Here is a 22,872-nt window from a genome sequence, read left to right as displayed (position 1 = left end):
CAGAGAAGACAATGGGGCCATGGCACGCGGCAAGCTTCGGATCTACCTGGGCGCGGCGCCCGGCGTCGGCAAGACGTACGCGATGCTGTCCGAGGCCCACCGCCGGGTGGAGCGGGGCACGGACTGCGTCGTCGCCTTCGTGGAGCACCACGGCCGGCCGCGCACCGAGGTGCTGCTGCGCGGCCTGGAGCAGATCCGCCGGCGCGACATAGAACACCGCTCGGCCGTCTTCTCCGAGATGGACGTCGACGCCGTCCTGGAGCGGGCGCCGGCCGTCGCCCTCGTCGACGAACTCGCCCACACCAACGTGCCGGGCTCCCGCAACGCCAAGCGCTGGCAGGACGTCGAGGAGCTGCTCAGGGCCGGCATCGACGTGGTCTCCACCGTCAACATCCAGCACCTGGAGTCCCTCGGCGACGTCGTGGAGTCGATAACGGGCGTGCGCCAGCAGGAGACCATCCCCGACGAGGTCGCCCGCCGCGCCGACCAGATCGAACTCGTCGACATGTCGCCCCAGGCGCTGCGCCGCCGCATGGCCCACGGCAACATCTACCAGTCCGACAAGGTCGACGCGGCCCTGTCCAACTACTTCCGCCCCGGCAACCTCACCGCCCTGCGCGAGCTGGCCCTCCTCTGGGTCGCCGACAGGGTCGACGAGTACCTCCAGCAGTACCGCGGCGAACACGACATCAGCGCCCCGTGGCAGGCCCGGGAGCGCATCGTCGTCGGACTGACCGGCGGGCCCGAGGGCCGCACACTCATCCGCCGCGCCTCACGGATGGCCGCCAAGGGCTCCGGCAGCGAGATCCTCGCGGTATACATCGCCCGCAGCGACGGACTGACCTCCGCCTCGCCCAAGGAGCTCGCGGTCCAGCGCACGCTCGTCGAGGACCTCGGGGGCACCTTCCACCACGTCATCGGTGACGACATACCCTTCGCTCTCCTCGCCTTCGCCCGGGGTGTGAACGCCACCCAGATCGTCCTGGGCTCCAGCCGCCGCAAGACCTGGCAGTACATCTACGGCCCCGGGGTCGGCGCCACCGTCGCCCGAGAGTCGGGCCCCGACCTCGACGTGCACATCGTCACGCACGAAGAGGTCGCCAAGGGGCGCGGACTGCCCATCGCACGCGGCGCCCGGCTCAGCCGCACCCGGATCGTGTCCGGCTGGGTGGCGGGGGTCGGCGGGCCGGTCCTCCTGGCACTTCTCCTGTACAGCCTGGAGAACGGGCCCGGACTCGCCAACGACGTCCTGCTCTTCCTCTTCCTGACCGTCGCCGCGGCCCTGCTCGGAGGCCTGGCACCCGCGCTCGCCTCGGCCGCCGCCGGTTCGCTTCTCCTGAACTACTGGTTCACACCGCCGACCCACACCCTGACCGTCCAGGACCCGGAGAACTTCGTCGCCATCGTGATCTTCTTCGCGGTGGCGGTCGCGGTCGCCTCCGTGGTCGACCTCGCGGCCCGGCGCACCCATCAGGCGGCACGGCTGCGGGCGGAGTCGGAGATCCTCTCGACGCTCGCCGGGAGCGTCCTGCGGGGCGAGACGGCCCTGGACGCCCTGCTGGGCCGGGTCCGCGAGACCTTCGGCATGGAATCCGTCGCCCTCCTGGAGCGGCAGAGCGACGTCGATCCCTGGACGTGCGCCGGATCCGTCGGGCCCGCGCCGGTGGCCCGGCCCGACGACGCGGACGTGGACATGCCCATCGGCGACCACATGGCGCTGGCACTCTCCGGCCGCGTGCTGCCCGCGGAGGACCGCAGGGTCCTCGGCGCCTTCGCCGCACAGGCCGCCGTCGTACTGGACCGGCAGCGCCTGGTGGGGGAGGCGGAGGCTGCCAGGCGCCTGGCCGAGGGCAACCGGATCAGGACCGCGCTGCTCGCCGCCGTCAGCCACGACCTGCGCACTCCGCTGGCCGCCATCAAGGCCGCGGTGAGCTCCCTGCGCTCCGACGACGTCTCCTGGTCCGACGAGGACGAGGCGGAGCTCCTCGCGGCCATCGAGGAGGGCGCCGACCGTCTGGACCACCTGGTCGGCAATCTGCTCGACATGTCGCGCCTGCAGACCGGCACGGTCACCCCGCTGATCCGCGAGCTCGACCTCGACGAGGTCGTCCCGATGGCACTCGGCGGCGTCCCGGAGGGCAGCGTCGACCTGGACATCCCCGAGACACTGCCCATGGTCGCCGTGGACCCGGGGCTGCTGGAGCGGGCCGTCGCCAACATCGTCGAGAACGCCGTCAAGTACAGTCCCGGCCAAGAACGCGTCACCGTCGCCGCCAGCGCCCTGGGCGCACGGATCGAGCTCCGCGTCGCCGACCGGGGCCGCGGTGTCCCCGACGAGGCCAAGGAACGCATATTCGAGCCGTTCCAGCGGTACGGCGACGCTCCGCGCGGCGCCGGAGTCGGCCTCGGACTCGCCGTCGCCCGCGGTTTCGTGGAGTGCATGGGCGGCACCCTGGACGCCGAGGACACCCCCGGCGGCGGGCTCACCATGGTCCTCACCCTCACGGCCGCTCCGGGACAGGCGCGGGCCGGCCCCGTGCCGCCCGCACGCGTCACCTCATGAGATCCCCGGGGCCCGCCCCGTACACGTATTCCGGAAAGGCAGGTCCGCGATGACCCGGGTGCTCGTGGTCGACGACGAGCCGCAGATCGTGCGCGCGCTCGTGATCAATCTGAAGGCGCGCAGGTACGAGGTGGACGCGGCGCCCGACGGGGCCACCGCCCTGCAGCTCGCGGCGGCGCGCCACCCCGACGTGGTCGTCCTCGACCTCGGACTGCCGGACATGGACGGCGTCGAGGTGATCAGAGGGCTGCGCGGGTGGACCCGGGTACCGGTCCTCGTGCTCTCCGCCCGGCACACCTCCGACGAGAAGGTCGAGGCGCTGGACGCCGGCGCCGACGACTACGTCACCAAGCCCTTCGGCATGGACGAGCTGCTGGCCCGGCTGCGCGCCGCCGTGCGCCGTGCGGAACCGGTCGGCCAGGACGGCGGCGACGACCTGGGGATCGTCGAGACCGAGGGGTTCACCGTCGACCTGGCGGCGAAGAAGGTCCACCGTGAGGGCCGCGACGTGCGGCTCACGCCCACGGAGTGGCACCTGCTGGAGGTCCTCGTCCGCAACGCGGGACGGCTCGTCAGCCAGAAACAGCTGCTCCAGGAGGTCTGGGGGCCCTCGTACGGCACCGAGACCAACTATCTGCGGGTCTACATGGCGCAGCTGCGCCGCAAGCTGGAGGCGGACCCCTCACACCCCAGGCACTTCGTGACCGAGCCGGGCATGGGCTATCGCTTCGAGCGGGGGCGGCCTGTCCCGGACTGATCCGTTTCACTCGTCCGGGGGACATGCGAGCGGGCCCGCCCTCACCACAGGGGACCGGTACCCTTCGGGTATGAGTGCTGTTCCCCGATCGGAGAAGCCAGGCAGGGCGGAGAGGCCGTCCGGCCGCTTCCGCCGCATGCTCGGCCGGCTGTCCAGCTCCCAGGAGGACCTCGAGTCCGAGGAGCTGCAGGAGGACACCCACGCATCGGGCTGCACGCGCATCTCCGAGTGCACGGACCGCCAGATCGTCAAGGTCACTGGTACCTTGCGGACGGTCACCCTGCGTCCGCGGGCCGGAGTGCCCGCCCTGGAGGCGGAGCTCTTCGACGGCACCGCGCCGCTCGACGTGGTCTGGCTGGGCCGGCGTTCCATCGTCGGCATCGAACCGGGCCGCAAGCTCATCGCGTCGGGCCGCATGGCCATGAGCCACGGGCGCCGGGTGCTGTTCAACCCCAAATACGAACTCCGACCACTCGGCAAGGAGTAGCCGGTGACGTCTCTCGACAAGCCGACGTCCGACACGGACCAGCCCCGCCGCACCGACCAGCAGGACGCCGACGCGAAGGCGGTCACGGAAGCCGCGCTCTTCGAGGCCTTCGGCGGCGTGCGCGGCATGGTGGAGACAGTCCTGCCCGGGCTGCTCTTCGTCACGATCTTCACCGTCGACCGGGACCTGACGGCCTCGGCCATCGCCGCCCTGGCCGTGTCCGTGGCCCTCGTCGTCGTACGGCTCGTCCGCAAGGACACCGTCAAGCACGCCTTCAGCGGTGTCTTCGGCGTGGCTTTCGGTGTGGTCTTCGCGAAGATGACGGGCGAGGCCAAGGACTTCTACCTCCCTGGCATGGTCTACACCCTCGGGCTCGCCCTCGCGTACCTCGTCACGACACTCGCCGGGGTGCCGCTGATCGGTCTGATCCTCGGCCCGGTCTTCAAGGAGAACCTCTCCTGGCGGACCAGGAACCCCGGCCGCAAGAAGGCGTACGCCAAGGCCAGTTACGCCTGGGGGCTGATCCTGCTCGCCAAGTGCGCGATCCTCTTCCCGCTGTACTGGTGGGCCGACACCACCCAGCTCGGCTGGGTGCTGGTCGCGCTCAAGATCCCGCCGTTCCTGCTCGCGGTGTATCTGACCTGGGTGTTCCTCGCCAAGGCGCCACCGCCCATCGACGTCTTCGCCGAGATGGAGGCGGAGGAGCAGGCCGAGAAGGCCCGGAAGGCGCAGCAGAGCGCCCGGGCCGCGGAGGCCCGCAACCACGACCTCTGACACCCGCAGTACGTACGCGAGGGGTCCGGGCCGGCGACCCGGTCCGGGACCCCTCGCGTACGTATGCCTGCTCAGCCCTCGGAGGGCTCGCGGCGGACCGACAGCAGGTCCTCCAGCTGCTCCTCGCGTGCCTGGGCGGCCACGAACAGCAGCTCGTCACCGGCCTCCAGGGTCTCCTCGGGGCTCGGTGTCAGCACGCGCGTGCCGCGGATGATCGTGACGAGCGAGGTGTCCTCGGGCCAGGCCACCTCGCTCACCCGGGTACCGGCCAGCGCCGACTCCGGGGGCAGCGTCAGCTCGACCAGGTTGGCGTCGCCGTGGCTGAAGCGCAGCAGCCGGACCAGATCGCCGACGCTCACCGCCTCCTCGACCAGGGCGGACATCAGACGCGGCGTGGAGACCGCCACATCGACGCCCCAGGACTCGTTGAACAACCACTCGTTCTTCGGGTTGTTCACCCGGGCGACGACCCTCGGGACGCCGTACTCCGTCTTCGCGAGCAGCGAGACGACCAGGTTGACCTTGTCGTCACCCGTCGCGGCGATCACGACGTTGCACCGCTGGAGCGCCGCCTCGTCGAGGGACGTGATCTCGCAGGCGTCCGCGAGGAGCCACTCGGCCATCGGGACCCGCTCCACCGAGATGGCGGTCGGCGCCTTGTCGATCAGCAGCACCTCGTGCCCGTTCTCCAGGAGCTCGGCCGCGATGGAACGGCCCACCGCACCGGCCCCGGCAATCGCGACGCGCATCAGTGACCGCCCTCCTCGGGACCTTCGGCAAAGGCCTCCTCGACCTTCGCGATCTCGTCCGTACGCATCATCACGTGGACCAGGTCGCCCTCCTGCAGAACCGTCTGCGACGTGGGCAGTATGGCCTCACCCAACCGGGTGAGGAAGGCGACGCGGACGCCCGTCTCCTCCTGCAGTGTGCTGATCTTGTGCCCGATCCAGGACGGCGTGGTGTGCACCTCGGCGAGCTGTACACCACCGCTCGGGTCGCGCCACAACGGCTCCGCGCCCGACGGCAGCAGCCGCCGGAGCATCTGGTCCGCCGTCCAGCGGACCGTGGCGACCGTGGGGATGCCCAGACGCTGGTAGACCTCGGCACGCCGTGGGTCGTAGATGCGCGCCGCGACGTTCTCGATGCCGAACATCTCGCGGGCCACCCGGGCGGCGATGATGTTGGAATTGTCCCCGCTGCTGACGGCCGCGAACGCTCCGGCCTCCTCGATCCCCGCCTCACGCAGGGTGTCCTGGTCGAAACCGACCCCGCTGACCCGCCTGCCGCCGAATCCGGAACCGAGCCGACGGAACGCCGTGGGGTCCTGGTCGATCACGGCGACCGTGTGCCCCTGCTGCTCCAGGGTCTGCGCGAGAGCGGCTCCGACACGCCCGCAGCCCATGATGACGATGTGCACCTCGCGCCTACCCCGCCGTCCTGGTCGTCCGGATGACCTGCGAAAACACCCTGCTCACACTTCTCTCTCAGCTTGCGGCGCAAACAACGGGGCAACCACCTTCGGCGTTGCCCGTGGATGAGCTTATGCGGCGGCGCGCACGCCGCCTCATCCGAGTGTGCGTACCCCACAGGCCGATGAGCAAAAGAGGAGTGGCGCGCACGGGGGAGCGGCTGCGGGGCGGAGGGGAACGGCGTCAGGACGGAGGGGGGCGGTCCCCGGCTCCGGACCGTCCGCGCCGCAAGGATTTCGTTAAGGAATCCATGGACTTTTCCGGTGGGGACGGGTAATCATGAAGGTTTTCCGGGCGCCGAGGGGGTGGTGCTTCGGTGGCGTGTCCCGGGAGCGCTTACGATCCTCCCCGTGTCCAAACTGACCGACGTGCCCAAACGGATCCTGATCGGCCGGGCGCTGCGCAGCGACAAGCTGGGGGAGACGCTTCTCCCCAAGCGCATCGCGCTCCCCGTCTTCGCATCCGACCCCCTGTCCTCCGTTGCGTACGCACCCGGAGAAGTCCTCCTCGTGCTGTCCATCGCGGGCGTGTCGGCGTACCACTTCAGTCCGTGGATCGCGCTGGCGGTCGTGGTCCTGATGTTCACCGTCGTCGCCTCGTACCGGCAGAACGTCCGTGCGTATCCGAGCGGGGGCGGCGACTACGAGGTCGCCAACACCAACCTCGGCCCCAAGGCCGGTCTGACCGTCGCCAGCGCCCTCCTCGTCGACTACGTCCTCACCGTCGCCGTGTCCATCTCCTCGGGTGTGGAGAACCTCGGCTCCGCCATCCCCTTCGTCATCGAGCACAAGACGTTCTGCGCCATAGGGGCGATCGTGCTGCTGACGCTGATGAACCTGCGCGGCGTCAAGGAGTCCGGCAAGCTCTTCGCCATCCCGACGTACCTGTTCGTGGCGGGCGTCTTCGCGATGATCGCCTGGGGCGCGTTCCGGGGGCTGGCCCTCGGCGACACCATGCACGCGCCGACCTCGGACTACGAGATCAAGCCCGAGCACCAGGGGCTGGCCGGCTTCGCACTCGTCTTCCTGCTCCTGCGCGCCTTCTCCTCCGGCTGCGCCGCCCTCACCGGCGTCGAGGCGATCAGCAACGGCGTCCCCGCCTTCCGCAAGCCGAAGAGCAAGAACGCCGCGACGACCCTCGCCGCGATGGGCCTGCTGGCCGTCACCATGTTCTGCGGGATCATCGGCCTCGCCATGGCCACCGACGTGAAGATGGCCGAGAACCCCGCGAAGGACCTCATCCACGACGGCGCCGCGGTGGGCGCGGGCTTCGTCCAGGACCCGGTGATCTCCCAGGTCGCCGCGGCGGTCTTCGGCGAGGGCACGTTCCTCTTCGTCTTCCTCGCGGTGGCCACCGCCCTCGTGCTCTTCCTCGCCGCGAACACCGCGTACAACGGCTTCCCGCTGCTCGGATCGATCCTCGCCCAGGACCGCTACCTGCCCCGCCAGCTGCACACCCGCGGGGACCGGCTGGCCTTCTCCAACGGCATCGTGCTGCTCGCCGGGGCCGCGATCCTGCTCGTCTGGATCTACGGGGCCGACTCGACCCGGCTCATCCAGCTCTACATCGTCGGCGTCTTCGTCTCCTTCACGCTCAGCCAGACCGGCATGGTGCGGCACTGGAACCGGTACCTGAGCACGGAGAGGGACCCGGCGAAGCGCCGGCACATGATCCGCTCCCGGGCGATCAACGCCTTCGGCGCGTTCTTCACCGGCCTGGTCCTGGTCGTCGTCCTGGCCACCAAGTTCACCCATGGCGCCTGGGTCGCGCTGCTGGGCATGGTGATCTTCTTCGGTACGATGACCGCGATCCGCAGGCACTACGACCGGGTCGCCGAGGAGATCGCCGCGTCCGACGTCCCGTCCGACGACACCGTCCGGCCCTCGCGGGTCCACTCCATCGTCCTGGTCTCCCGGATCCACCGCCCCACGCTGCGCGCGCTCGCCTACGCCAAGCTGGTGCGCTCGGACCAGCTGGAGGCGCTCTCCATCAGCGTCGACCCGGCCGAGACCAAGGCGCTCAAGGAGGACTGGGAGCGGCGGGGCATCGACATCCCGCTGAAGATCCTCGACTCCCCCTACCGTGAGGTGACCCGGCCGGTCATCGAGTACGTCAAGAGCCTGCGCAAGGACCGCCCGCGCGATGTGATCAGCGTCTACATCCCCGAGTACGTGGTCGGCCACTGGTACGAGCACCTGCTGCACAACCAGAGCGCGCTGCGGCTCAAGGGCCGGCTCCTCTTCACGCCGGGTGTGATGGTGACCTCGGTGCCCTACCAGCTGGAATCCTCCGAGGCGGCGAAGGTCCGGGCCAGGAGGCGTGCGGACTGGAACGCTCCGGGTTCGGTCCGCCGCGGCCCCGTCGAACGGCGGCACCACAAGGAGCCCAGCCGCAAGGGCTGACGTGGCGGCCCACTTGTGGTAAGCGGCCGGGCTCGGCCCACGTAGACTGGTGGGCTGTTGTCCGGCCGTTTGCCGTTTCCCTCTTCCTGACCTCTGGAGCCACCCCCTCATGCAGAACGAATCCACCTCGTCGCAGACCGGGGAGACGCAGGCCGGGGAGTCCCTGATCGGCCGGGAGTACGAGGTCGAGGTCGGCCCCGTCGCCCATGGCGGCCACTGCATCGCCCGCACCGACGAGGGCCAGGTGCTCTTCGTGCGGCACACCCTGCCCGGCGAGAAGGTCATCGCCCGGATCACCGAGGGCGAGAGCGGCTCACGCTTCCTGCGCGCCGACGCGGTCACGGTCGTCGAGGCGTCCAAGGACCGGGTCGAGGCCCCCTGCCCGTACGCCGGCCCCGGCAAGTGCGGCGGCTGCGACTGGCAGCACGCCAAGCCCGGCGCCCAGCGCCGCCTCAAGGGCGAGGTCATCGCCGAGCAGCTCCAGCGCCTGGCGGGCCTCACGCCCGAGGAGGCCGGCTGGGACGGCACGGTCATGCCGGCCGAGGGCGACAAGCTCCCGCCGGGTCAGGTCCCGGCCTGGCGCACCCGCGTGCAGTACGCGATCGACCAGGACGGCCTGGTCGGACTGCGCAAGCACCGCTCGCACGAGGTCCAGCCGATCGACCACTGCATGATCGCCGCCCCCGGTGTCTCCGAGCTCGGCATCGAGAAGCAGGACTGGCCGCAGATGGCCACGGTCGAGGCCATCGCCGCCACCGGCTCCCACGACCGTCAGGTCATCCTGACCCCGCGTGAAGGCGGCCGGCTGCCGCTCGTGGAGCTGGACAAGCCGGTCTCCGTGCTCCGGGTCGAGGAGAAGGACGGCGGCGTCCACCGCGTCCACGGCCGCGCCTTCGTCCGTGAGCGCGCCGACGACCGCACGTACCGCGTCGGTTCGGGAGGCTTCTGGCAGGTGCACCCGCAGGCGGCCGACACCCTGGTCCGTGCGGTCATGCAGGGACTGCTGCCCCGTAAGAACGACATGGCGCTGGACCTCTACTGCGGTGTCGGCCTGTTCGCGGGAGCCATCGGCCAGCGCATCGGCGAGAAGGGCGCGGTGCTGGGCATCGAGTCCGGCAAGCGCGCGGTCGAGGACGCCCGGCACAACCTGAAGGACCTGGACCGGGTCCGCATCGAACACGGCAAGGTCGACCAGGTGCTGCCGCGCACGGGCATCACCGAGTGCGACCTGATCGTCCTGGACCCGCCGCGCGCGGGCGCGGGCAGGGCGACCGTCAAGCAGCTGGCCGCGCTGGGTGCCCGGCGCATCGCGTACGTGGCGTGCGACCCGGCGGCGCTGGCGCGGGACATCGCGTACTTCCGGGAGGGGGGGTACAGGGTGCGGACGCTGCGGGCGTTCGACCTGTTCCCTATGACCTCGCACGTGGAATGCGTGGCGATTCTTGAAAAGGCCGCAAAGGACGTCTGACCTGCGGTTGCGCGGCCCAGGTGGGTCGCGCGACCTGTTTTCCTCCGTACAGTGGGCCGGGCGCACTCACTGCTTGCTCAAACTTGCCTGACCTGCGGTTACAGGGTGTGGCGGGGTTCGTGCGAATGATGTCGGCGACGTGCATTCATCATTGTTGACGCTCGATTCGTGGGACTGAAGCAGGGCCGCGTTGCTCGGCCGGCGACGGGCGAGCGGGGCCGGCAGGTCGCCCTCGTTCGCGACGCGTCGGCTGACTGTCGCCCACGAGGGACAGCCGACAGCCGGCTTACGCAAAGGGCGCAAGACGGTGATCGGTCATGACGTCGTCCGGCCCCATCGGTGACGACGGAGCGCTTGCCGGAGGAGTCTCATAGCCGCTCCCGGGCCGTCCGGTGGCGGACGCCCAGGACGCCACCCGCACGGGCTCGGTGCGACTCGGTGCGCGGCACGTCCCGGGTGCTCCGATCCGCTTCAGCCGCCGATGGGCGTGACCCCTGAGGGAGCCGGGACCAGTCGGTACCCGCCGTCCTCGCGTCGCACGTGTCCGGCGGTCGGCGGCGGGAAGTGGCTCCCAAGCAGGAGAGTTGACGTACCGGCCAGTGAGCCGAGCACCTGGTTCCGGGTTCTGGCCGCGAGTTCGGGAGCGACGTCCACACAGCTGCAGAGCTCCGGATGTGCCATCTGGACCGGGTGGTGGATGCTGTCGCCGGTGACCAGTGCGGTCTCACCACGGCTGCTCAGTTCCACCGCTACCTGCCCCGGTGTGTGGCCGGGGGTGGGCAGCAGACGGATGCCCGGCGCGACGTCCGTGCCCTCGTCCGCGACATCGATGAGGTCGAACAGACCTGCTTCCCGGACGGGATGGACCGAGTCCCGGAACATCTGCCGACGCGCCTCCTCCATGTCGACACCCGCCCAGTAGTCCCACTCGGTGCGTGAGGTGAGATAGCGCGCGTTCGGGAAGGTGGGCACCCAGGCGTCGCCCTCGGCACGCGTGTTCCACCCCACGTGGTCGGCGTGGAGGTGGGTCAGGACCACGACGTCAACGCTCTCCGGCGCGAAGCCCGCCGCCCGTAGCCGTGCTTCGTAGTCGCTGTTCAGTTTGTGCCAGGCGGGGTTGGCGCGCCGCTTCCCGTTTCCGATGCCGGTGTCCACCAGCACCCGCATGCCGTCCGCCTCGACGGCGAAGCTGTGACTCGCCAGACGCAGGACGCCTTGTTCGTCGGCGAATTCGGGGCTCAGCCAGGGAGTCCGGCTCACGAGGTCGGTGGTTGCCCCGGGCAGCAGCCACGGACCGGTCCGGGCGGGCAGGACCACTTCGTCGATGCGTCGTACGGTGTGGTTGCCCACCGTCCAGGAAGAGGCGGGGGGAGTGATGGACTTGGTCGTTTGCGATGAGGTGAACACGGCGAGTTTCCTTACCTGTTATGGGTCGCGAGGACGGAGATGTCCGGAGCGGGTGTGTCGGGTGAGGCGGATGTGTAGTTGCTCGTCGCCGGGCAGGAGTGGGCGTTTGGGGACGGTGTCCGGCGCCGACTGCGCAGCGGCGCGGTCAGCGTCGCGACTGCGACGGTCGCCAGTACGGCCACGCAGCCGGCATAGGCCAGTGCTGCCGCACGCAGCCCGAAGCCGGTGGTGAGGGCGCCGGCGCCGATGGCGGGCAGACTCATCGCCAGGTAGCTGAGTACGTAATAGGAGGCGAGCGTGCCGCCCTTCTCCCGCGCCGGGACCGAGTCGACGACCGCGCGCAGCGCACCCTGGGAGACGGCTCCGAAGCCGAACCCGGCCAGCGCCGCCCCGGCGAAGAGAAGTACGGGGCCGGCGAGATGGAGGGCACCCAGGGTCAGGGCGGCCGCCGGAATCACCGCGCAGCTCCCGAGAAGAGCGGAGACGTCGGCACGCATCCTGCGCGTGAAGTACACCGTCGGGGCGGCGACGGCCGTCAGCGTGAAGAAGACCATGCCGCCGGCGTATTCGGGTCCGCCGGGGGAGATGAGCCGTGTGAAGCCCGGTCCCAGGGACGAGTAGAAGCCGCCGAGTGCCCAGACGGCGACGACGCCGGTGCCGTTGAGCAGGAGAGTGTGGGCGGCCGCCGACGGCAGCGCCAGGTGGGGCCGCGTCGAGCGCAGTGCTCCGGGGCGGCGGCGGACGGTCTCGGGCATCGAGACAAGGGCGATGGCCTGCGCGGTGAACACGGCGATCAGGGCCGCGTACACCGTGATCGTCGGAACGGGGGCGAAGCGCACCATGAGGGTGGCTGCCAGGACGCCGGCCGCCATGCCCGTCACCGGCGCGATGCTGTTGGCCAGAGCGGGGCGACCCGGCCGGGCGGGGTCTTCCAGGTCGAGGAGAGCCGCACCTGCTGCGCTGGTCGCCGCGCCGGTCGCGATGCCCTGCAGCGCGCGGGCGCCGATCAGGGTGGTCAGGCCGCCGGCCGTCGCGAACAGTGCCATGGAGGCGACCTGGACCGCGAGTGCGCCCAGGAGCACGGGGCGGCGTCCGACATGGTCGGAAAGGGTTCCGGTCGTCAGCAGTGCGATCAGGAGCGCCAGGGCGTAGGCGCTGAAGACCACGGTGATGTCGAGGGACGACAACTGCCACTGAGCCTGGTAGCGGGGGTACAGCGGGGTCGGCGAGCTGGATGCGGCGAGCAGCGCGATCAGGATCGAGGCGTGCAATGCGAACGACAGGCGTCCGGATGGGGAGGTGCGGGGAGGCGCGAGGCCCGCGGGGACGCTCTGCATGAGGGTCCTTCCCGTACTAAAAGCGATTGGTTTGCTTTAAGCCACCGTAGGTCCTACGATCGACTAAAGCAAACGATTCGCTTTTGCGGTGGCCGGAAGTCCTGTACCAGCCCCGGCCCGTCGCGCCGCGCAGATCCGGAAGGAAGCCATGACCAGCGAACTCACCCCCCAAGAGGCAGCCCGAGGGGCGCTGCGGGCGGGGCTCCCCCTCGAGGCCGGCCGACACGAAGGAGTGGCCATGACGGCCAACTACATCCACTCCGTGATCAGCACGTTGCGCGAGCTCGATTTCGGCGAGACCCCTCCCGCGTCCTCCTACCGGGCCGGACAGGGGAACGCCGATGCAACCGTTTGAGCTGTCACTGACCGAAGCCTCCCGTGCGGTGCGCGCACGGGAGCTGTCCCCCGTCGAACTCACCGAATCGGTGCTCGCCCGTATCGCCGCCGTCGAAGGGCGGCTGGGCGCCTACGCCACCGTCACCGCCGACGCGGCCCTGGCCGCAGCGGTCCGCGCCGAACGGGAGATCTCCGGAAGCGGACCGCGCGGGCCGCTGCACGGGATCCCCATGGCGCTCAAGGATCTGATCGACGCAGAGGGGATACCCACCACGGCGAGCTCGCACGTCCGGGCAGGGCACGTGGCGGAACGCGACAGCCGGGTGGCCGAACGGCTCGGCGCCGCCGGGGCCGTCCTCCTGGGCAAGACGCACACGCACGAGTTCGCCTACGGCCTGACCACTCCGCAGACGAACAACGCCTGGGACCACAGCCGGGTTGCGGGCGGGTCGAGCGGCGGCTCGGCGGTAGCTGTCGCCGCCGGCGGGGCGACGTTCGCCATGGGCACGGACACGGGCGGTTCCATCCGGGTCCCCGCGGCCCTGAACGGCGTGGTGGGCCTCAAGCCGACCTATGGCCTGGTCCCACGCACAGGCGTGACCTCGCTGTCCTGGTCCCTGGACCACGTGGGCCCTCTCACCCGCACCGTCCAGGACGTCGCGCTGGTGCTGTCGGCGACCGTCGGCCACGATCCGTGCGACCCGGCGAGCGTGTCCGGCCCGATGCCGGACTGGTTCCCGGGAGGCGACCTGCGAGGACTGAAGGTCGGCGTACCGCGGAACCACTACTTCGACCGGGTCGCGCCCGAGGTCGAGGAGTCCGTACGCGGCGCGATCGAGCGGCTGGCGGAGCTGGGGGCGGAGCTCGTCGACGTCGAGATCCCGATGGCGCGTTACATCCAGGCCGTTCAGTGGGGGCTGATGGTTCCCGAGGCCACCGCTTACCACGAGCGGTCGCTGCGGGCCACCCCCGACCTGTACGCGGCGGACGTTCGCATCCTGCTGGAGGCCGGTGAACTCACCTCTGCGGGCGACTACCTCCGCGCCCAGCGGGCCCGCACCATGATGCGAGACGCCTGGGCTCGCATGTTCGACGGAATCGACGTCCTCGCCGCGCCGACGGTGCCGATGACCGCCGCCGAGGCGGGGCAGGAAACCGTCGAGTGGGCCGATGGCACGACCGAGGCCGTGTCGGACAGCTACGTCCGCCTCTGTGCCCCAGCCAACATCACCGGCGTCCCGGCCCTCACCCTGCCGGTCGGTCACGACCGCGCCGGACTGCCGATCGGTATGCAGCTGATGGCGCGCCCCTTCCGCGACGCGACGGTGCTCCGTGTGGGCCGGGCCTACGAGGAGTCGGTGGCCGGCGCGGGGCGGCTTGCTCCCCTCGCTGTCTGAGGGAAGGCGGACGTTCCAGCCGGCATGCGGTCGCGTCGCCGCAGGGGCGTCCGCCGTGCTCGGGCGCCCGGATACGCAGCCCCGCGGGTCGCCGACGCCGGCCACCGCCTAGAAGCAGCAAAATCGCATTAATTGATCATTTCAGAATGAGGGTCGGAGTCGTCGCAAGCAGATGATGCTGCAAGCGAGTTGGAGCAGTCCGAGGTGGAGGTCGGCGCGTATCTCGTAGCGGGTCCGCAGGCGTTTGAACTGGTGGAGCCAGGCGAAGGCGCGCTCGACGACTCACCTGGTCTTGCCCAGGCCGGCTCCGTGGGCGGTGCCCTTGCGGGCGATCTTCGGCGTGATGCCGCGAGCGCGGAGGAGTCGTCGGTGCTTGTCGTAGTCGTAACCGCGGTCGGCGAACAGCCGCCGCGGCCGGTGACGGGGCCGGCCCACCAGGCCGCGGATGCGGGGGATTGCGTCCAGCAGGGGTATGAGCTGGGTGACGTCGTGACGGTTTCCGCTGGTCAGCGACACCACAAGCGGCGTTCCGTGCCGGTCGGTGATCAGGTGGTGCTTGCTGCCGGGGCGGCCGCGGTCGACCGGCGAAGGTCCGGTGTGAGCCCCCCTTTGAGGGCCTGGACGTGCGAGGCGTCGACCGCGGCGTCCGCCATGTCCAGCAGGCCGGCTCTGCGGAGTTCCGCGAGGAGGATTTCGTGCAGGCGGGGCCAGACGTCGGCCTCGGTCCAGTCCCGCAGGCGCCGCCAGCACGTCACCCCGCTGCGGCCGATCGTCTCGGTCGGCACATCCGCCCAGGTCACACCTGTGCGCAAGACGTAGACGATCCCGCGCAGAGCCGCACGGTCATCCACCGGCAGGCTGCCCGGATACCGCCGACGCCGCGGCGGACGAGGAAGGAGCAGCGGCGCGACACGTTCCCACAGATCATCAAGCACAAGATCATCAGGCACCTGGACCACTCTGTCGCCACCGGATCCGATCGCCAAGCCCTCACACCGAACTCATCCCGAAAAAATCAGTGAAGGGTGTCCGCGCCTTTGTCAAATGCCTCCCTGTGCCGTTCGACTTCGGGGAGGTGGTCGGCGGTCCAGGAGCGCAGGATCGAGAAGGGCTCCTCAAGCGTGCGGCCCAGCGGTGTGATCCGGTACTCCACGGCAACGGGGCGTTGCATCAGTACCCGGCGCTCGACGAGGCCGTTGCGTTCCAACCGTCGCAGTGCCTGCGTCAGCGATTTTTGAGTGACCCCATCGAGCTCTCTCTTGAGCTCGTTGAAGCGTCGCGGCTGCCGGCACAACGCGGCCAGCAGCAGATGACCCCACTTGTCCAGCAGCTGATCCAGGAGCTCGCGCTGCGGGCCGACGATGGTCTCGTGACCGGCCCGATCTTCGCGGATACCAGGTTTCTTTGAAGTACCTGCCATGTACCAGGTATACCAGAGATACCGGCAACCCAAAGGAATCTCATGGCCGAACAGTCCCTGCCCAGCCTCAATCTCAAGCGCCAGGACGGAGTGCTATGGGTCTCGATTGATGTTCCGCCCGTCAACCTGATGACGGCGCAGCTCATGCTCGACCTGGACGCCGTCGCTGCATCGGCCGAGAATGATCCCGATCTGCACGTCATCGTGGTCCAGAGCGCTAATCCGGAGTTCTTCCTGGCGCACGGCGACCTGTCATTCGTGGAGGACCCCGCGACCTACGCCGCCCTCCCGGTCGCGGAGGAGACGCTTGTCGGGACGGGCCCGATGATGCGGCTTCATGAACGCTGGCGGCGTCTGCCTCAGACCACCATCGCCAAGGTCGCGGGACTCGCCCGTGGCGGTGGAGCCGAGCTGGTCTCCAGCCTGGATCTGCGATTCGCGGCCCTCGAGACTGCGGCGTTCGGCCAGTTCGAGGCACTGATCGGCATCGTCCCTGGAGCCGGTGCAACTGCCCACCTGCCCCGCCTCGTGGGCCGCGCTCGCGCTCTCGAGATCGTGCTGACAGGCGGGCTCGTCGACGCGGCGACTGCCGAGCGGTGGGGTTGGGTGAACCGGGCTCTGCCCGCCGCAGAGCTGGATGAATATGTTGAGTGGGTCGCACTGGCCATCGCGTCTCTGCCCGACGGTGTCCGCGCCGCGGCTATCGAAGCAATCGACGCGGCCGACGGCACGCTCGAGGACGCACTGCGCGCGGAAGACCGCCTGCTCGGCGAAACGTTCACTCCCGCATCTGGAGAGCTTGCCCGGGCAGCGCTCGCGGCCGGGGTTCACACGCGCGAGGTGGAGCTGAACCTCGAAAAGGTGCTGCGCGCGAACCTCGTCCGACATTCGTAACGAATCGCCCTGCGCGGGTGGAGTGCAGAAGTTGTCCGTACGGTCCGTTTGATAATTCGGGTCGAACGACCGTACGGGCCGCCTCCAGCTCTGTGAAACTGATTGTCTCGGGATGAGTTCTAAGGTGGACCGCATGAGTCCCAAGCCCATGGCTCGCCCTGGTGGGCGCAGCGCGCGTGTACAGGAGTCCGTCCATGCGGCGGTACGTGAACTCGTAGGGGAGGTGGGCCGCGACGCGCTCACGGTCCCGATGGTGGCCACTCGGGCGGGCGTGACCCCCTCCACGATCTACCGTCGTTGGGGCGACCTGCAGGAACTCCTGTCCGACGTGGCCGTCGAGCGCCTGCGCCCGGAAACGGATCCGGCCGATCTCGGAAGCCTGCGGGCCGATCTCGACGCGTGGGCGGAACAGTTCCTCGACGAGATGGCCTCGCCGCCCGGGCGTGCCTACATCCGGGACGCCCTGCTCGGCGACCCCGACGGAACCAATGCCAGTCGGTGTTCGGCATATGCCGCAGAGCAGATCGACGCCGTGTTGGCCCGTGCGGTGCAGCGGGGGGAGCCGGTGCCCGAGACGGAACTGCTGATCGACCGTGTCGTGGCGCCGATCATGTACCGCATCCTCTTCCGCCCTGGCCGACTGGACGCCGCATACGCGCGCGAGCTCGTGACGAACGCCGTGTACGCCCAGCAGATCGAGGCCGGCGCTCGCCCCACCCAGGCCGCCGCCTCTCGGCGCTCGAAGAAGAAACCCGGCAACTGACCACTTCGCTCATCGGGCGGTCTGGCCACTGGGCCGTGGAGGCCAAGCGGCTGGCTGTGCTGGCAGGGGTCATGAATTCCCCGGCAATGACCGACCAGGACGTGGCCCTTGGGCGTGACGCCCGTTTGACGCTCCGTGCGCACGAAGGGCCCTTCGGCGGAGCAGGAAACGTCCCCTGACCTGGTGTTACGCGAGATCCATCCTGCCGGGACACCTTTCCGATGACGCACCATGTGGAGTGTGTCGCGATCCTTGAACCGGTCGCAGAGAGCTCCTGACCTGCGGTTTTGTGCGTGCGCATTATGTGTGGTGTGGGCGTTACGGGCGATACCTTGACGCTCGTTCTGACGGGATGTCACCTGACTGGTTGTGCAGGTCGTGCCAGGTGGAGGGCGCGTGTCCGCGGGCTGTCCTTGCAGGAACTCGAAGGAAACTAGGCCGGCTTCCTGCATGCCGTAGTTCGGCGGGTCGGACGTTGGCGGAGCGGGCGCTCAATAGGCCGGTCCGCAAGGGCTCCAGTGCCCGCGGAAGGGCCCTAGGTGTATTGCCCTGTGAGGTTGGGGACGTCGGGCAACCGGGGCGGTGAGCTCAGCGGGTCGAGACGCTCGACGGTGGTCGCTGCCCAGCTGATCCATGCTTCGGCGTCGGTTCTGGCCTGCCCCGGCGGCATGGCCTCGACTGACGCGCGCACGGTGCTTACGTACTCGGTCAATCGGGTGGCGTGGCGCCAAGCCGCTTCCTGCGCTTCGAAGTGCCTGATGCGGTACGCCTCCGCGTACCGGATGCGGGCTTCTTCCATGGCGGCTTCCCAGCGGATGCGCTTCTGGCATGCCGCTTCGATCTCGTCCTGGCGTCTGCGTTCAGCGGCCTCGCCGCGGAGAATGACCTCTTGGGCGGTCTCGGCGAGCTGCTCTCCGAGGGAGCGGCCGGGGGCGTCGGCCCGTTCGCTCGCCCGGTGCGGCTGGCCGCCGCTGAGGACGAAGCGGAGCCGTTCGGACGGGGTGTGGTCGAAGCGGGGGATCCCGACCCGGGACTGTAAAACGTTCGGCTCTGGCCCGTAATCGGTGGTAGCGCCGTGTAGTGATCACTGGAGGAGGATGCGGTGGCGGAGCAGGGGGAATCCGGCTCGTCCGTGCATCTGTCTCATGATCCGTTTGGTGCGGGTGTTGACGCCCTCGGTGCGGCCGTTGTGGTAGGGGCGGGTGAGGCCGGCGTCGACGGCGGCGCGGTCGAGTTCGAGGCCGTTCGCGAAGGAGTGCAGGTGGGGTAGGTCGACGGCGCGAACCATGGTGATCCAGTCGGTGAGTTCGGCGTCGTTGCCCTCGGCTGGGGTCAGTAGCTGAGCGAACTCCCCGGTGAGTCGGGCGAGTTCCGGCACCATCCCTGGCGATCGGATCGTGGCCAAGCGCCGGCGCGGGACTTCGGGGGTCCGGGTGCCGAGGTCGCCAAGGGCCGACGAGCGTATCGCCGCAGCGACGGGGTGGCCTCCAGGGGGAGGAGGCAGGTGTTTCGCCCCGGCGGCCCGCCTTGCCGGCGGCAGGCCGCCGGGATGCTGTGGTGACGGCAGGGCGGCCTCACGAACTGCCGAGGTCGGTGAACGCCCAGTTCACGTCGTACGGGGCGAGCCGGGCGGTGATCCGACGACGCTGGCCGGGGTCGGTGACGGGAGGAAGGGAGACTTTCGGGCGGCCGTCCTCCAGTTCGCATCGGACCTGGTCATCGGCGACAGCGGTGCCCAGGTCGGCCAGGGCTGCGGAGATCGCGCGCCGCGTGGAGTCGAGGCGCAGAGGGACCTTGGAAGGCTTGCCGATGTCGGTCAGAGGCAGGGCCGGCAGAACGATGACGTCCTTGGGGGCGGCGGCTCGCTCGGGTACGTGCTGTGCGGCATAGGCGATCAGTTCGGCGGGTGTGGTGCCGGTCGTGCCGGGGCCGAGGGTGACGTAGGCGACGGGGACCTCGCCGGAGTGAGGGTCGGGGCGTCCGACGGCGCTTGCGCCGGTGACGGCCGGGTGGGCGAGGAGGACGTCCTCGATGACGGCGGGGTCTATGTTGTGGCCGCCGCGGATGATCAGGTCCTTCGCGCGGCCGAGCAGGTGGATGAACCCGTCGGCATCTACACGCGCGAGGTCGCCGGTGTTGAGCCAGCCGTCGCGCACACTGCCGAGGGTGTCCATGCGCGGTCCGGTTTCGTCGTGGCCGACGACGTAGCCGGGGAAGACGGTGGGGCCGCTGATGGCGAGAACGCCGGGTTCCCCTTGCGGGAGGTCGTGCCAGGTGCCGTCGCTGTCGATCCGTACCGTCTTCACCTGCTGGTAGGGCATGCGCTGGCCCGCGGCCTCCGGGCGCCGGTGTTCGTGCAGGAAGCTCCGGGCGCTGCCGCAGGTGGCCTCGGTGAGTCCGTACCCCTGGCACAGGGGTACGCCGGTGTGGTGCTCGAACGCCGCTCGTACCGCCGGCGGCAGGGGGGACGCGCCGACGATCGCGAAGCGCAGCGAGGTGATGTCCGCGTCGAGCGGCACCCGGGCGAGGCCCGCGTAGACGGTCGGGACCGCGGACATGGTGGCGATCCGGAAATGCTCGACGATCTTCCAGAAGACCGCGAACAGCGCCGGTTCACGATAGCCGAGGGGACCGGTCCACACACTGTGCTGACCGCGGAACAGCGGTGCCAGCAGAGTGACGACCAAGGCGTTGACGTGGAACAGCGGCAGTCCGGCGAAGAGCACGGAGTCGGAGTCCAACACGCTGTTGGCCGCGATCATCCAGGCGTCGGTCACCTCGTTGGTGTGGGTGTGCGCGGCCAGTTTGGGGGCGCCGGTGGTGCCGCCGGTGTGGAAGTACGCGGCCAGGTCGCCGGCCTTCGGGGGTACCACGCCAGGAAGGAGTTCTGCCGGCTGGGCGGCGGCCTCGACGTGCAGATAGGCGACGTGGACCCCCTCGACCCCTTCCAGTTCGGGCGCGGGCTCGGGTGCGCCGACGGGACGCAGGGCGAACAGCGCTGAGCAGCGGAGCGACGCCGCCGCGGCGCGGGCCGTCCGCCACGCGTCGGCGTCGAGTTCAGGTCCGGCCGCGACCAGGACCCCTGCCCCTCCCAGCCTCAGCAGCTGTGTGGCGTGCTCGGCGGCGAGCGCCGGGTTGACCGGCGCCGCACAGCCCGCGAGCTGGGCGGCCAGGAGGGTGGCGGGCAGGAGGCCGGCGTTGGGGGTCAGCAGGCCCACGGCGGTGGTACGGCGGACGCCGTGCCGGTGGAAGAGGTTGGCGATGCGGTGTACTTGATCGCGCAGTTGCTCGAAGGACACGGTCTCGCCGCGCGTCCACTGCTCCGCGCTGGGCAGCACGGTGAGAGCCGGACGGTCGGGCCACGACACGGCGGCGCGTGCCAGTACGTCGTACGTGGAACCGGGCAGGCCGCGGTCTTCGAGAGCGACGGACTCGATCGCCGCCAGGGCGCCCGGCTGGTCGTATGCCGGCCAGAGCAGATCGGGCCGAGGGGTGTTCACAGGAGTCGCCTTTCGACGGCGGGCTGGTGGGTGTGAGGCTGTTGCACCGGTCACGGACCGGGCGTTCCGGCGCCGGCGGGGGCGTCCGGGCCCTCCGCTCGGTAGCGGTCATCGGCTGTTCTGCGGCGCCGGCAGCCGGGGAGGGCGGCAGGGGTCCGTAGGAATGGGGCGGTCGGGCGCCGGCTGTGACGTCGGTCGAGCGAGCTGCCTGGCAACGACAACGGCCGGTGCGGTCGGTCCTGCGTCCCCGCCGTGGTCACGACAAGCCGTCTTCGATCTGCGCGTACGACCAGGGCCGGAGGGCCTCCAGAGCCCTGCCGACGCGGAAGACGGCGGGATCGTCGTAGGGGTGCCTCGTCGAAGATCCGCTCGGTGAAGGCGTTGATACGCGGTTCGACCTTCTCCGCACGCTCGACGACGGCCCGCATCAGCTCGACGGGTGACAGCTCGCGGCGGGCGAAGAGACGGAGAGCCTCAGTGGCGCTGAGGCGGACGAGGTCTTCGCCTGCGGGCGTGCGACTGGACATGAGCGTCCTTCCCGTTCGGAGGCTGGGGCCGGCCGGCCGGCCGACGGTGGTGCCAGCTTCGGGGACCGGCCCCGTCCGGCCTGCGGATTGCACGGATTCGCCAGGACCGGGGGTGGCGTGCCGGAAAACGCAGCGTGTTCGGGAAGGGGATCCGGCCGGACGGAGCGATGCGGGCGGGGAGCGTTTCAGGCGGCCGGGTGCCACGGGTCGACCGGGACGCAGCCGGTGCTGCGGCCGTCCTCACCGAGCAGGCGGCCCATACGCTTGATCCAGCGCAGGTTCACGGCCCGGTTGAGCACGCGCACGGAGGTGAGCCTGGCGGCGGCCCGGACCTCGTAGCGAGCGAGGTCGTCCAGGGCGTGCAGCCACACGACGCTCAGCAGGTTCGCCTCGGCGGACACCGACGCAGCCATACGCGTGTTCCGCAGCCGGCTCAACTCGTCGCCCGCGGACTTGAGCTGAGCGGGCGGCACGGACATCCAGAGCGTCGCCGAGCTGCGCCAGCCCGCATACAGGTGCGCGGCGTCGCAGCGCAGCACCGCTCTGCCGCCATGGAGCAGCGAGTGCAGCATCCGTCGCACCGTCGACTCCGGACGGCCCAGTTCGGCGGCGATCGAGGTGACGGAGCGGCGGCCGTCCCCGGCGAGGGCGAGCAGCAGCACGCGGTCCTCGGGCGTGAGGGTGGCCGCAGCGGTACGGGCGCCGCCCTCCTCGGTCTCCGTCAGGTCGCGCCGCTGGTCACGTGAGAGGGAGTCCATGCGCCACTCGCTCGCGTCCCGGTGCACGTGCTGCACCAGGTGGGTGCGCGTGGCGGTCACCGCTTCGAGACGGCCGAGTGCGAGAACGTACCCGCTCATCAACGACATGGTCGCCGTGGCCACAGTCAGGAGCAGGTCGCACGATCCCGCCACCAGTTCCACGCTCATCGCCTGCGGGTGCCGGGCGAGCCGCTCGGCCAGAGCCTCCCGAGCCTGCGGCAGGCACGACACCTCGATCAGGGCGAGGGCGCCGTAGGTGACCTGGGAGGGAGCGGCGTAGCAGGTGACCCACGCCTCACCCGAATCACGCAGCCGGGCCCAGCGCCGGGAGAGCGTCGCCGCGTCCACGCCGAGCGGACGGGCCAGCTGCGCCCAGGGGGCGCGGGGCGCCATCTGCAGGGCGTTGACGAGTGCGAGATCGAGTTCATCGAGTGTTCCCCGGGGAGGGGTGGCTGTCGCCTTCAGGCCGACGGGCCCTGCGGATCCATGCATGCGGTCACCTTCCTGGTGCGGATTCTTGCAATTGCGGGGCCGGTCGGGAAGTGGCCTGTTCTGTATGCCGCAACACACTGCAGCACCGCCCCCGCTCTCAGCCCTCAGCCCTGGAGAGTCC

General features: G+C 70.1%; 19 protein-coding genes and 2 pseudogenes. 11 read left to right on the top strand and 10 right to left on the bottom strand.

All coding sequences use genetic code 11. The annotated features are described in order from the left end of the window. Positions 1 to 19 precede the first annotated feature (19 nt). The 4 genes from ACF1FZ_RS19315 to ACF1FZ_RS19300 all read left to right on the top strand — a co-directional run bounded on the left by ACF1FZ_RS19315 (position 20) and on the right by ACF1FZ_RS19300 (position 4,581). Entirely contained in the window at positions 20 to 2,563 is a 2,544-nt protein-coding gene (locus ACF1FZ_RS19315) for an ATP-binding protein (protein ID WP_391774596.1), read from the top strand. A gap of 49 nt (positions 2,564 to 2,612) precedes the next feature. Next, positions 2,613 to 3,320 (top strand): response regulator, encoded by a 708-nt coding sequence (locus tag ACF1FZ_RS19310; protein ID WP_391774595.1) that lies wholly within the window; start codon positions 2,613 to 2,615, stop codon positions 3,318 to 3,320. Between the two features lie 70 nt (positions 3,321 to 3,390). Continuing rightward, the gene (locus ACF1FZ_RS19305; RefSeq protein ID WP_391774594.1) at positions 3,391 to 3,807 is read left to right on the top strand and encodes an OB-fold nucleic acid binding domain-containing protein; all 417 of its coding nucleotides are present in this window, start codon (positions 3,391 to 3,393) and stop codon (positions 3,805 to 3,807) included. A gap of 3 nt (positions 3,808 to 3,810) precedes the next feature. Beyond that, complete coding sequence (locus ACF1FZ_RS19300) at positions 3,811 to 4,581, top strand: DUF3159 domain-containing protein (RefSeq protein WP_391774593.1); 771 nt, start codon at positions 3,811 to 3,813, stop codon at positions 4,579 to 4,581. Positions 4,582 to 4,652: 71 nt separating this feature from the next. On the opposite strand, the gene ACF1FZ_RS19295 is transcribed toward ACF1FZ_RS19300, so the two are convergent. After that, positions 4,653 to 5,330, bottom strand: coding sequence for a potassium channel family protein (locus ACF1FZ_RS19295; RefSeq protein WP_391774592.1), 678 nt, complete (start codon positions 5,328 to 5,330; stop codon positions 4,653 to 4,655). After that, a complete protein-coding gene (locus ACF1FZ_RS19290) occupies positions 5,330 to 5,998 on the bottom strand; it encodes a TrkA family potassium uptake protein (protein WP_014153600.1) in 669 nt (222 codons plus the stop codon). The genes ACF1FZ_RS19295 and ACF1FZ_RS19290 overlap by 1 nt, the downstream gene beginning before the upstream one ends. A gap of 402 nt (positions 5,999 to 6,400) precedes the next feature. Here ACF1FZ_RS19290 and ACF1FZ_RS19285 point away from each other — a divergent pair, with 402 nt between their 5' ends. Both ACF1FZ_RS19285 and ACF1FZ_RS19280 read left to right on the top strand, forming a co-directional pair. Then, positions 6,401 to 8,452, top strand: a complete 2,052-nt coding sequence (locus ACF1FZ_RS19285; protein WP_391774591.1) for an APC family permease — start codon at positions 6,401 to 6,403, stop codon at positions 8,450 to 8,452. 109 nt (positions 8,453 to 8,561) lie between these two features. Next, positions 8,562 to 9,920, top strand: coding sequence for a class I SAM-dependent RNA methyltransferase (locus ACF1FZ_RS19280; protein WP_391774590.1), 1,359 nt, complete (start codon positions 8,562 to 8,564; stop codon positions 9,918 to 9,920). Positions 9,921 to 10,391: 471 nt separating this feature from the next. Here the strand turns inward: ACF1FZ_RS19280 and ACF1FZ_RS19275 are convergent, their stop codons facing one another. Together ACF1FZ_RS19275 and ACF1FZ_RS19270 are read right to left on the bottom strand one after the other, a co-directional pair. Next, positions 10,392 to 11,327 (bottom strand): MBL fold metallo-hydrolase, encoded by a 936-nt coding sequence (locus ACF1FZ_RS19275; RefSeq protein WP_391774589.1) that lies wholly within the window; start codon positions 11,325 to 11,327, stop codon positions 10,392 to 10,394. Between the two features lie 11 nt (positions 11,328 to 11,338). After that, complete coding sequence (locus ACF1FZ_RS19270) at positions 11,339 to 12,664, bottom strand: MFS transporter (RefSeq protein ID WP_391774588.1); 1,326 nt, start codon at positions 12,662 to 12,664, stop codon at positions 11,339 to 11,341. 148 nt (positions 12,665 to 12,812) lie between these two features. On the opposite strand from ACF1FZ_RS19270, the gene ACF1FZ_RS19265 reads away from it, so the two are divergent. Together ACF1FZ_RS19265 and ACF1FZ_RS19260 are read left to right on the top strand one after the other, a co-directional pair. Then, complete coding sequence (locus tag ACF1FZ_RS19265; protein ID WP_391774587.1) at positions 12,813 to 13,019, top strand: hypothetical protein; 207 nt, start codon at positions 12,813 to 12,815, stop codon at positions 13,017 to 13,019. Next, complete coding sequence (locus ACF1FZ_RS19260; protein ID WP_391774586.1) at positions 13,006 to 14,397, top strand: amidase; 1,392 nt, start codon at positions 13,006 to 13,008, stop codon at positions 14,395 to 14,397. The genes ACF1FZ_RS19265 and ACF1FZ_RS19260 overlap by 14 nt, the downstream gene beginning before the upstream one ends. Positions 14,398 to 14,538: 141 nt before the next feature. On the opposite strand, the pseudogene ACF1FZ_RS19255 reads toward ACF1FZ_RS19260, so the two are convergent. Both ACF1FZ_RS19255 and ACF1FZ_RS19250 read right to left on the bottom strand, forming a co-directional pair. After that, positions 14,539 to 15,347, bottom strand: a pseudogene (locus ACF1FZ_RS19255) (IS5 family transposase). Positions 15,348 to 15,412: 65 nt separating this feature from the next. Then, positions 15,413 to 15,817 carry a helix-turn-helix domain-containing protein gene (locus ACF1FZ_RS19250; RefSeq protein WP_081014204.1) on the bottom strand — a complete coding sequence of 135 codons (405 nt, stop codon included), beginning with the start codon at positions 15,815 to 15,817 and terminating at the stop codon, positions 15,413 to 15,415. A 42-nt stretch (positions 15,818 to 15,859) separates the two neighbouring features. Between ACF1FZ_RS19250 and ACF1FZ_RS19245 the strand changes: the two genes are divergently transcribed. Further along, entirely contained in the window at positions 15,860 to 16,711 is an 852-nt protein-coding gene (locus ACF1FZ_RS19245; RefSeq protein ID WP_391774585.1) for an enoyl-CoA hydratase/isomerase family protein, read from the top strand. 133 nt (positions 16,712 to 16,844) lie between these two features. Then, positions 16,845 to 17,474, top strand: coding sequence for a TetR/AcrR family transcriptional regulator (locus ACF1FZ_RS19240; RefSeq protein ID WP_391774584.1), 630 nt, complete (start codon positions 16,845 to 16,847; stop codon positions 17,472 to 17,474). Positions 17,475 to 18,009: 535 nt separating this feature from the next. Here the strand turns inward: ACF1FZ_RS19240 and ACF1FZ_RS19235 are convergent. Further along, complete coding sequence (locus ACF1FZ_RS19235; RefSeq protein ID WP_391774583.1) at positions 18,010 to 18,165, bottom strand: hypothetical protein; 156 nt, start codon at positions 18,163 to 18,165, stop codon at positions 18,010 to 18,012. Positions 18,166 to 18,195: 30 nt separating this feature from the next. On the opposite strand from ACF1FZ_RS19235, the gene ACF1FZ_RS19230 reads away from it, so the two are divergent. Further along, entirely contained in the window at positions 18,196 to 18,513 is a 318-nt protein-coding gene (locus ACF1FZ_RS19230; protein ID WP_391774582.1) for a hypothetical protein, read from the top strand. Between the two features lie 45 nt (positions 18,514 to 18,558). Here the strand turns inward: ACF1FZ_RS19230 and ACF1FZ_RS19225 are convergent. From ACF1FZ_RS19225 to ACF1FZ_RS19215, 3 genes and pseudogenes are all read right to left on the bottom strand, one after another. Further along, positions 18,559 to 18,846, bottom strand: a pseudogene (locus ACF1FZ_RS19225) (transposase); the annotation flags it as partial. A gap of 202 nt (positions 18,847 to 19,048) precedes the next feature. Then, positions 19,049 to 20,974 carry an acyl-CoA synthetase gene (locus ACF1FZ_RS19220; RefSeq protein ID WP_391774581.1) on the bottom strand — a complete coding sequence of 642 codons (1,926 nt, stop codon included), beginning with the start codon at positions 20,972 to 20,974 and terminating at the stop codon, positions 19,049 to 19,051. Positions 20,975 to 21,686: 712 nt separating this feature from the next. Further along, positions 21,687 to 22,751 (bottom strand): Lrp/AsnC family transcriptional regulator, encoded by a 1,065-nt coding sequence (locus tag ACF1FZ_RS19215; RefSeq protein ID WP_391774580.1) that lies wholly within the window; start codon positions 22,749 to 22,751, stop codon positions 21,687 to 21,689. Between the last annotated feature and the right edge of the window lie 121 nt (positions 22,752 to 22,872).

Origin of the sequence: Streptomyces sp. NPDC014623, assembly GCF_043088245.1 — a bacterium.
GTDB lineage: Bacteria > Actinomycetota > Actinomycetes > Streptomycetales > Streptomycetaceae > Streptomyces.
Note: the sequence above shows the minus strand (reverse complement) of the source record. Positions and strands in the feature narration are given on the sequence as shown.

Excerpts from the sequence above, each read along its gene's own strand:
- ACF1FZ_RS19315 (WP_391774596.1), top strand. The coding sequence starts at position 20 with ATGGCACGCGGCAAGCTTCGGATCTACCTGGGCGCGGCGCCCGGCGTC.
- ACF1FZ_RS19310 (WP_391774595.1), top strand. The coding sequence starts at position 2,613 with ATGACCCGGGTGCTCGTGGTCGACGACGAGCCGCAGATCGTGCGCGCG.
- ACF1FZ_RS19305 (WP_391774594.1), top strand. The coding sequence starts at position 3,391 with ATGAGTGCTGTTCCCCGATCGGAGAAGCCAGGCAGGGCGGAGAGGCCG.
- ACF1FZ_RS19295 (WP_391774592.1), bottom strand. The coding sequence starts at position 5,330 with ATGCGCGTCGCGATTGCCGGGGCCGGTGCGGTGGGCCGTTCCATCGCG.
- ACF1FZ_RS19280 (WP_391774590.1), top strand. The coding sequence starts at position 8,562 with ATGCAGAACGAATCCACCTCGTCGCAGACCGGGGAGACGCAGGCCGGG.
- ACF1FZ_RS19270 (WP_391774588.1), bottom strand. The coding sequence starts at position 12,664 with ATGCAGAGCGTCCCCGCGGGCCTCGCGCCTCCCCGCACCTCCCCATCC.
- ACF1FZ_RS19265 (WP_391774587.1), top strand. The coding sequence starts at position 12,813 with ATGACCAGCGAACTCACCCCCCAAGAGGCAGCCCGAGGGGCGCTGCGG.
- ACF1FZ_RS19260 (WP_391774586.1), top strand. The coding sequence starts at position 13,006 with ATGCAACCGTTTGAGCTGTCACTGACCGAAGCCTCCCGTGCGGTGCGC.
- ACF1FZ_RS19250 (WP_081014204.1), bottom strand. The coding sequence starts at position 15,817 with ATGGCAGGTACTTCAAAGAAACCTGGTATCCGCGAAGATCGGGCCGGT.
- ACF1FZ_RS19245 (WP_391774585.1), top strand. The coding sequence starts at position 15,860 with ATGGCCGAACAGTCCCTGCCCAGCCTCAATCTCAAGCGCCAGGACGGA.
- ACF1FZ_RS19240 (WP_391774584.1), top strand. The coding sequence starts at position 16,845 with ATGAGTCCCAAGCCCATGGCTCGCCCTGGTGGGCGCAGCGCGCGTGTA.
- ACF1FZ_RS19215 (WP_391774580.1), bottom strand. The coding sequence starts at position 22,751 with ATGCATGGATCCGCAGGGCCCGTCGGCCTGAAGGCGACAGCCACCCCT.